This is a genomic window from Okeania sp. SIO2F4, from assembly GCF_010672385.1.
Classification (GTDB): Bacteria; Cyanobacteriota; Cyanobacteriia; order Cyanobacteriales; family Microcoleaceae; genus Trichodesmium.
On record NZ_JAAHGT010000467.1, the window covers coordinates 1 to 7,454 of the forward strand.

Sequence of the window (7,454 nt, forward strand, 5' to 3'; positions counted from 1 at the left end):
CATCTTACTGCTCGTCTAATCTCAATTTGGCACAAAGTGACTCAGAGGTCCTACTCATACTCAGAGGACTCACTCCGAGGTCTTACTCAAAGGTCTTACTCGAAGGTCTTACCGGACCTCGATGAGCACTGGCCGTCACAGCATAAAATAGCAGTAATATTCCCACATATAAACCAGTTAATAACATGAGAGTATGGGCAAACATTTGTAACCATGATGCTAACCGATTTCGATTAGCATAACCATATAAAAGTTCCAGAGCAAATGCGATAATACTAACTAATATTGTGCCTAAAATTAAAGTGCTAGCTTGGGTAAGTTCTCGCAGCACAAATAAACGTAATAAACATAGTAAAAATAAAGGAGCTTCTACACCATAAAATAATCGGATTAATTGTAGAGGTTGTTTGCGAAAATGCCATCCACCAAAAATAGTACAAATAGTTGGAATTGCTACTATGCCGATAAAAGTAATCAAAAATTGATTGGGGATTAAACCAGAAAATGTAGCTTCAATTAAAGAGTATCCAATGGTTGGTAAAATCCAGAAATATACAAGTCCTAAAAATGCCAAATTCCAGACCCAAAAGATACTGTAAAAAGTCAGATGCAAAAATGTTTTTGTTTTCATTAAAAAATTCCTTCAAACTATTGATCTAGAAAAATGTAATAAGCGTAGGTTTGGTTGAGGTAGGAAACCCAATAACAAGAATACTTTGTTGAATTTATCCTGCGAATAAGTAAAATTGTAATGGAGTGGCACAGCTAAAACTGTGCACTCTTATTTTTGTTTCTAGGTGTGTTTATCTCCCCATCTCTCCATCTCCCCACACTCCCCACACTCCCCATCTAACGCACCATTTTAGATGTGTCAATTCAGTAGTAGCGTGTCTAGACTAAAATCGTGACTTAGGAGCGAGCAACCTAGAAGACCTCTCCCCCAACCCCTCTCCTGCAAGGAGAGGGGTGATTTACCCCCCAACGCTAGCACTTAAGGGGGTTGGGGGGTTAGGTTTTTTAACCCACATTTTTAAGCTAGACACGCCAGTAGGGTGTATTAGTAGTAACGTAACGCATCATCCCACATTGCCTATTTTCTCTAAAAACTTAACCTATTCATTGCCATAGGGATCGATACCCGCTTCTCGCAATAACTCTTCCAACCGTTTGGCACGCTCCTGTCCTATTTCCTTAGCTTGACGTTCCTGTAGAAGTTGTTCCTCCGCAGCAGTTGCCCGACTTTCTGACACCTCCAGTTGTTGCTCTACTTCAATATAATCTCTAAAAGGTTGCCCATCAGCACGATACAACATTAATGTTTCTTCTGTTAGCTCAAACTTTATACCCAACCTTGGTGAAACCCAACCATTCATTTCATCAATTATTTCCAGCCAAGGTTCTAAACGTAACCATCCGGTAAAAGTATTTTTTTGAGGGTCGTACAGATAATATTCTTCCACTCCATAGCGGTCATAAAATAATAGTTTGCGGTTCATTTCTTTAGCTGTATTTCCTGGAGAAAGAATCTCAAATACTACCTGTGGAGCAATATTATTTTCTTTCCATTGCTGATAATAACCCCTATCTCCTTTTGCCACTCCAAATACTACCATTACATCTGGAAATTGTCGTAATTTATTATTATTTTCTACTGGATACCAAAATAAATCTCCAGCAACAAAAATTTCTGAATTATCTGCAAATAGCCAAGCTAAATTATACTGAATAACTGTAATCCAACGAAATTGAATCGTATTATCTGCCATGGGTTGACCATCACTATCGGGATCAACAATTTCTGCATCAGTTTGGGACAAAGGAAGTGGTGTTACCATGTTTAATTTCCTCAAAACCTCAGTATTTTAAGTATATAGTATTCCAGAAGGAAGAAGAGAGGCACGACTTCATTAATTGATAATTAACAATTAATAATTAATAATTACCTCTTCTTAGAACAGATAGGATTGACTAAAAGAATTTTTTTTTCTTTTCTTGGTTGATTGGATATGGCGCACTTCGGAGTGGCTCTGCATTCTTCAGGAAACCTCGCCATCCTATCCTACGGAAAGCTTTCCTATCGGAATGCTCCGCAAATACTTTTCATCTCGGCGATACCCGTTTTCGGCTAAGAGCCGACATGAAACGCTTCGCGAGATGAAAAGCGAAGCTTTGCGCCAGCAAAACAACCGTTTTTTATCCATAAATGGGTAGGCTTTCTACCTTAATTATTCGGTAAGTATTTAGGTATTAGCAGTTAGCTTTTTCTTGATTATAATGTACTAATATAGCAATATGATTTGAGTTGTGAGATATTGGAGACTTTTAGGGAATACTTAACTGGGAACAGGGAACAGAGAAGAACAAAAAAATGTATCTTATTCATAAGATAACTGCTATATTCTATACTTTTAAATAACACCTCAATTCTCACATCTAATTCCTGATTGCTATAGATTTTTAATTAATGATCAAATTAGCTAATCTGCTTTGAGAGGAACTTTTAATTTTTGCTCAATATTTTAATTATACTTCCTCTTTTAAAGATAATAAATTAATAGTCTTAAGCATTTAGCTGTCAGCTAAATGCTTAAGACAAGACACATATTTTTCAAACAGATGATTTGATAAATAAACCTACATATAATTGTTAATAAATTTCGGAAAAATTAACTAGCTAGCTCGCTTTTAGCCCATACGCTAGCCTCCTGCGGAGGAACTGCGTTAACAGCTTTTTGAGCGATCGTTTAAATCCCCGGTTTCTATAAACCGGAAGGTGCGCGGAGGGGTAACATTCCCCTTCGTTCACATTTACTGCTGAGTGCTGAGTGCTGAGTGCTGACCGCTTTTTTAATTTGATTCTGCCACAAATAATCAACAACGTAAACGTTGAAACCAAGATGACCTGACAGTAACTACAATAATTCCTAAGGGCAAAAATAAAAATAGTCCTAGCATCTTAAATACCAACATTTCCTTACTAATCGCCACCCCTAACAAACCATCCGCCACTCGCTGATACCAAACCCCAATAAACCAACTTGTTTCCTCTAAACATTACCTACTCCAGTAAAAATAAATGGGCGAGACAAGCATTTTTCACTCACCACTAAAAACTTCTCCACTGTTGTCAAAGTTACCCCAGGCAATATTAATTCTAGGAAAACTAAGTATACAAATAACCAACTCACCTGTAATTCTAAAGTGTAAGCAGGAATCAAAATTAATTTAACTATTGCGCTATAGTTATAGAATACAAAAAACGGTCATAACAGGAGAAATTGAGGTAAACCCATCAGATAATTTGGCGTACTCAAAATTTCATTGACTCCACATAATAATGTCGGTAATAAAAACCCTCCTATAAACAGCAAAACATACAAACAAAAAACTTGCACAATAACAGCAAATTTGTCAGAGCGACGCAAAGCGTAATTTCTACATACTTGTAAAAAATAGCAAAATACCAGCATATTACTAGCGCCTCTAGTGGGAGCAAGACCGTTTATTGCCATTAACCAAATAACTGTCATTTGTATTCCCAATAACCAGGTGACACGACGCCGCCATAATAACTGCACTTTCAACTTAGCTACTTTTTGAATTTGACGAAAATATATATCTTCTGCCAAACTTCCTTCTCTCGTTTCCGTTAATAATTAATTATTACCGAACAATTAATTATTAATAATTAATAATTCAAGAATTATGGTTTAAAGCATCCCATTTTAAGGGAAAAAAAGGCAATATTTATTATATTCAATTCCCGTACGGTTTTAACCAGAGGTAATTATCAATTCTCCATTATCCATTAATGAACTCTCCCTTTTAAGGAGAGGATTGACTAAAAGGAAAAAAAGAATTTTTTTTACCCTTTAAAGGGGAGGCTTTCCCTAATAATTCCCCAAAATTTAATCCACAAATCATAGCTTATCAAACTTTTATTAACTGGTTAGAAGATGAAATTAATCGTCTATTGACTTTATACCAGATTCAATTCACGACTGCCCACAATCTACTGACATTGGATGCAACATCTCTAAGCCCCTCAAACAAAACCACTCTGTACTCCAACAAAAAAGTTTTCATAATAATTAAGATTCCTGCTGATGATATAGCAGGCAGTTTCCCAGTCAAATACAAATTTTTTTTACAAATTGGTAAATAGGGAAACTAATTTGTCACAATATAAATAGATAAAAGGGTACTAAAAATTATGAAGGACAAATTATGGAATCAGCTTATATTTTCTGTCTAATTATTGGTGGAGCATTTGTTGCAGTCTCAGCATTTGCAGGTATAGATGGTGTAGAATTTGAGGGAGAGTTTGAGCAAGACCTGGAAATTATTGACAAAAAAAATAAAGAAGATAATACCTCAATATATCACCAGCCTCGTCGGCGGTTATGGTTACCATTTTTTAGCTGGAAATTCTGGACTTTTGGCAGTTGCTTTTTTGGCTTAACTGGAATTTTGTTATCCAATCTTTCTACCAGTCTTTCACCTACTATAATTGCCATTATTTCTATAATTGTTGGTATTTTATGTGGCACAATTATGGCTTATGTATTACATACCTTAAAAAATAGTCCCGCTGATAGCTTGGTGCGTAGTGATGATTTGCTAGGTCTTTCGGGAACAGTCGAAATTCCTTTTGATAAAAATAGTAAAGGCAAAATCCGAGTAAATGTTAAGGAGTCTATCGTGGCATTTATTGCTTTTACTGAAGAAAATAGGGAGTTTACTAGAGGAGAAAAAGTGTTTATAGTGGGAGTGGAAAATAATAGAGTATGGGTAGTATCAGAAGATTGGATGGCTAGGTCGTCTGAGGAGAAATCTTAGGATTTTTTACTTAGGAATAAATCACGATGAAAAATCAAGTTTTAATACTAGCCTATATCTCAGTAGCAGTGGGAATATTTGCTGGAATGTTCATAGTTTTGTTGTTGTCGATTTTTCGTCAACGACAAGTTATAAATAGTCTAGTTAGTCCTCAAGATTTTTTGGGTCTACCTTGCACTGTAGAAATTCCTTTTGATGCTCATAGTAGAGGAAAAGTACGTCTATATATTAAGGGGTCTAATCTTGAGCTAATTGCCCGTACACAAGAATCTAAAGAATTTACTAAGGGAGAAAAAGTATTTATTGTGGGCACGGAAAATAATCAGGTGTGGGTAGTTTCCCCATCATTTTTTCATAACCAGGAATAATATCATGTTCTGTCAAAAACTTAATAATAGTAGCTCTCGTAGTTGACCTTTAGCACCAGAGGTATAGCGCTACGCCCAAGTCAGAAGTCAGAAATCAGAAGTCAGAAGTAATCCCTGACGCTCGGAGAGAGCATTTATAAATGTCCTGGTCTTTGCTTTGACTGCTATATATTTGCAGCGCTTTAGCGCAACTACAAACTTAGAATTTTTTCTAACTAATTATCCCAACAGGATATAACGAAGTCAGAAGTCAGAAGTCAGAAGTTAAATTCTTACTTTGTTATTTTGCTCAAACTAGAAAAAATATTTAACTGATAACTGATTAAAAGGTGGATTTTTAGACCCAAGAATTTTGACAACTAACTAAGTTAAAAGTCAAAAGTATTGATGAATTTTGAGACTTGTATTCAGTTGATTTTGTTGGTAAAAAAGAAGAGAGAATGATGATTGATATATAATTTGTGTAGTAATTTATTTTAATTTCATTTGAGCCAGAAATCTCTTAATTAATTTCACACTTTGTAATGAGGAAATTTAGCTAATGAAAAGTAAATTTATTGAGCCAGGGAAAACCGAAATAACTACAGTAGAAATTGCACAAGCTCCTAGAGTTTTAGAAACTAACCAGCCTAATAACTTAACAAAAGAAGTTTCTTCAGGTTTACCCATCGCTTTATCCATATTTGGAGTAGTAATACTTATCTGGTTTATCAATACATTCATACAAATTTGTAAACCTAATGAAATTCTAATTTTATCCGGTCGTAAACGGCGGACAAAAGAAGGGCAAACAGTTGGTTATCGCGTAATTTTCGGTGGCAGAGCAATTCCCATTCCAATTATAGAAACAACCAAAACAATGGACTTGCGAACAATGCCAGTCCCTGTAGAAGTGCGCAATGCTTACTCAAAAGGAGGTACTCCGCTAAATATTCAAGCGATCGCCAATGTCAAAGTTTCTAACGACCCCAAAGTGGTAGGTAATGCCATAGAAAGATTTCTCGATCGCGATCGCTCAGAAATTACTCGTGTTGCTAGAGAAACCCTAGAGGGAAACTTACGGGGAGTTGTCGCTACTCTCACCCCAGAACAACTTAATGAAGACCGTCTCCAATTTGCCGAACGCATTGCTGAAGATGTGAGTCGTGACTTAGCTAAATTGGGTCTGCAACTCGACACCCTAAAAATTCAAAGTGTTTCTGATGACGTAGACTACCTAAACTCCATCGGTCGCAAACAAATTGCCATGATTCGCCGAGATGCCGAAATTGCTGAATCTAATGCTAAAGCTGAAGCAGAGCAAATAGAAGCAGACTCAAAACGAGAGTCAGAAATTGCCAAAACTCAGGCAGCTACATTAATAGTTCAGAAAGAAAACGAACTTCGCAAAATCAAAGCTGAATTGGAACAGCAAGCGCGTTCTGAAGAAGAGCGAACTATAGCAGCAGGAAAAGAAGCTAGGGCGAGAGCAGAACAATTATTGCAAACAGTCCGCGCCGAATTAGAAAGGTTACGTCTGGAAGCAGATGAAGTATTACCAGCAGAAGCGGAACGCCAAGCTAGAGAATTGCTAGCTAGGGGAAATGCTGCTTCACTCTCAGAAAATGCTCAAGCTGAAGCTTTAGTTAACGATATGCTTTCGTTAGTTTGGCAGGAAACTGGTAACGATGCTGCAGAGTTATTCTACTTGCAGCAAATTAGCATGATTTTGCGGGAGTCTGCTAAAATTCCAGGACAAGTTAAGCTGGAAAATGTTAAAGTTATTGATACTGGGGATGGTAAGTCGATCGCTAGTTTGGTAAATGCTTATCCGGAAATCTTCCGTCAGTTCCTCAAAAATGTTAATCAAACCCTTGGCGTTGATGTGACAGGTAACTTCAGCAGTCAGAATGGAAAAAAAGTTGAATCTCTACAGGCTCAAAAATAGAGTTTTATTATTTGACAACTTCCGTCACAAAACGTTATTCTAGGTATGTTGTTGCAGGCAATTTCAATGACAAAATACTTAAAACCTAGAGAAGCGGCTGAAATACTGGGGGTTAATGTCAGAACACTTGTCAGATGGGAAGAAAACCAAAAAATTAGTGCCATCAAAACACCATCAGGTCAACGGCGTTATGATATTGACTCCTACATCCAAAAGACAAGGACTGTACCTAGAAAAACTGTTTTGTATTGTCGGGTTTCCAGTAATGCTCAAAAATCTGATTTAGATAGGCAAGTATCTGAATTACAGAATTTATATCC

Annotated in this window: 9 protein-coding genes; 4 read left to right on the forward strand and 5 right to left on the reverse strand. The window is 36.6% G+C overall.

Translation table 11 applies throughout. The features are described from left to right. Positions 1 to 82: 82 nt before the first annotated feature. From F6K22_RS24940 to F6K22_RS24960, 5 genes are all read right to left on the reverse strand, one after another. A complete protein-coding gene (locus tag F6K22_RS24940) occupies positions 83 to 631 on the reverse strand; it encodes a hypothetical protein (RefSeq protein ID WP_293104150.1) in 549 nt (182 codons plus the stop codon). Positions 632 to 1,112: 481 nt separating this feature from the next. Next, positions 1,113 to 1,835, reverse strand: a complete 723-nt coding sequence (locus tag F6K22_RS24945; RefSeq protein WP_293104152.1) for a Uma2 family endonuclease — start codon at positions 1,833 to 1,835, stop codon at positions 1,113 to 1,115. Between the two features lie 1,036 nt (positions 1,836 to 2,871). Beyond that, entirely contained in the window at positions 2,872 to 3,009 is a 138-nt protein-coding gene (locus tag F6K22_RS24950) for a hypothetical protein (RefSeq protein ID WP_293104155.1), read from the reverse strand. 38 nt (positions 3,010 to 3,047) lie between these two features. Then, positions 3,048 to 3,218, reverse strand: a complete 171-nt coding sequence (locus F6K22_RS24955) for a hypothetical protein (RefSeq protein WP_293104158.1) — start codon at positions 3,216 to 3,218, stop codon at positions 3,048 to 3,050. 45 nt (positions 3,219 to 3,263) lie between these two features. Further along, the gene (locus F6K22_RS24960) at positions 3,264 to 3,629 is read right to left on the reverse strand and encodes a hypothetical protein (RefSeq protein ID WP_293104161.1); all 366 of its coding nucleotides are present in this window, start codon (positions 3,627 to 3,629) and stop codon (positions 3,264 to 3,266) included. A gap of 598 nt (positions 3,630 to 4,227) precedes the next feature. Here F6K22_RS24960 and F6K22_RS24965 point away from each other — a divergent pair. From F6K22_RS24965 to F6K22_RS24980, 4 genes are all read left to right on the forward strand, one after another. Continuing rightward, positions 4,228 to 4,839 carry an NfeD-like protein gene (locus tag F6K22_RS24965; RefSeq protein ID WP_293104164.1) on the forward strand — a complete coding sequence of 204 codons (612 nt, stop codon included), beginning with the start codon at positions 4,228 to 4,230 and terminating at the stop codon, positions 4,837 to 4,839. A gap of 26 nt (positions 4,840 to 4,865) precedes the next feature. Further along, complete coding sequence (locus F6K22_RS24970) at positions 4,866 to 5,207, forward strand: NfeD-like protein (RefSeq protein ID WP_293104166.1); 342 nt, start codon at positions 4,866 to 4,868, stop codon at positions 5,205 to 5,207. Between the two features lie 541 nt (positions 5,208 to 5,748). Continuing rightward, positions 5,749 to 7,134, forward strand: a complete 1,386-nt coding sequence (locus F6K22_RS24975) for a flotillin family protein (protein WP_293104169.1) — start codon at positions 5,749 to 5,751, stop codon at positions 7,132 to 7,134. A 66-nt stretch (positions 7,135 to 7,200) separates the two neighbouring features. Beyond that, the coding region (locus F6K22_RS24980; RefSeq protein WP_293104172.1) for a MerR family DNA-binding transcriptional regulator at positions 7,201 to 7,454 on the forward strand (254 nt) is incomplete at its 3' end.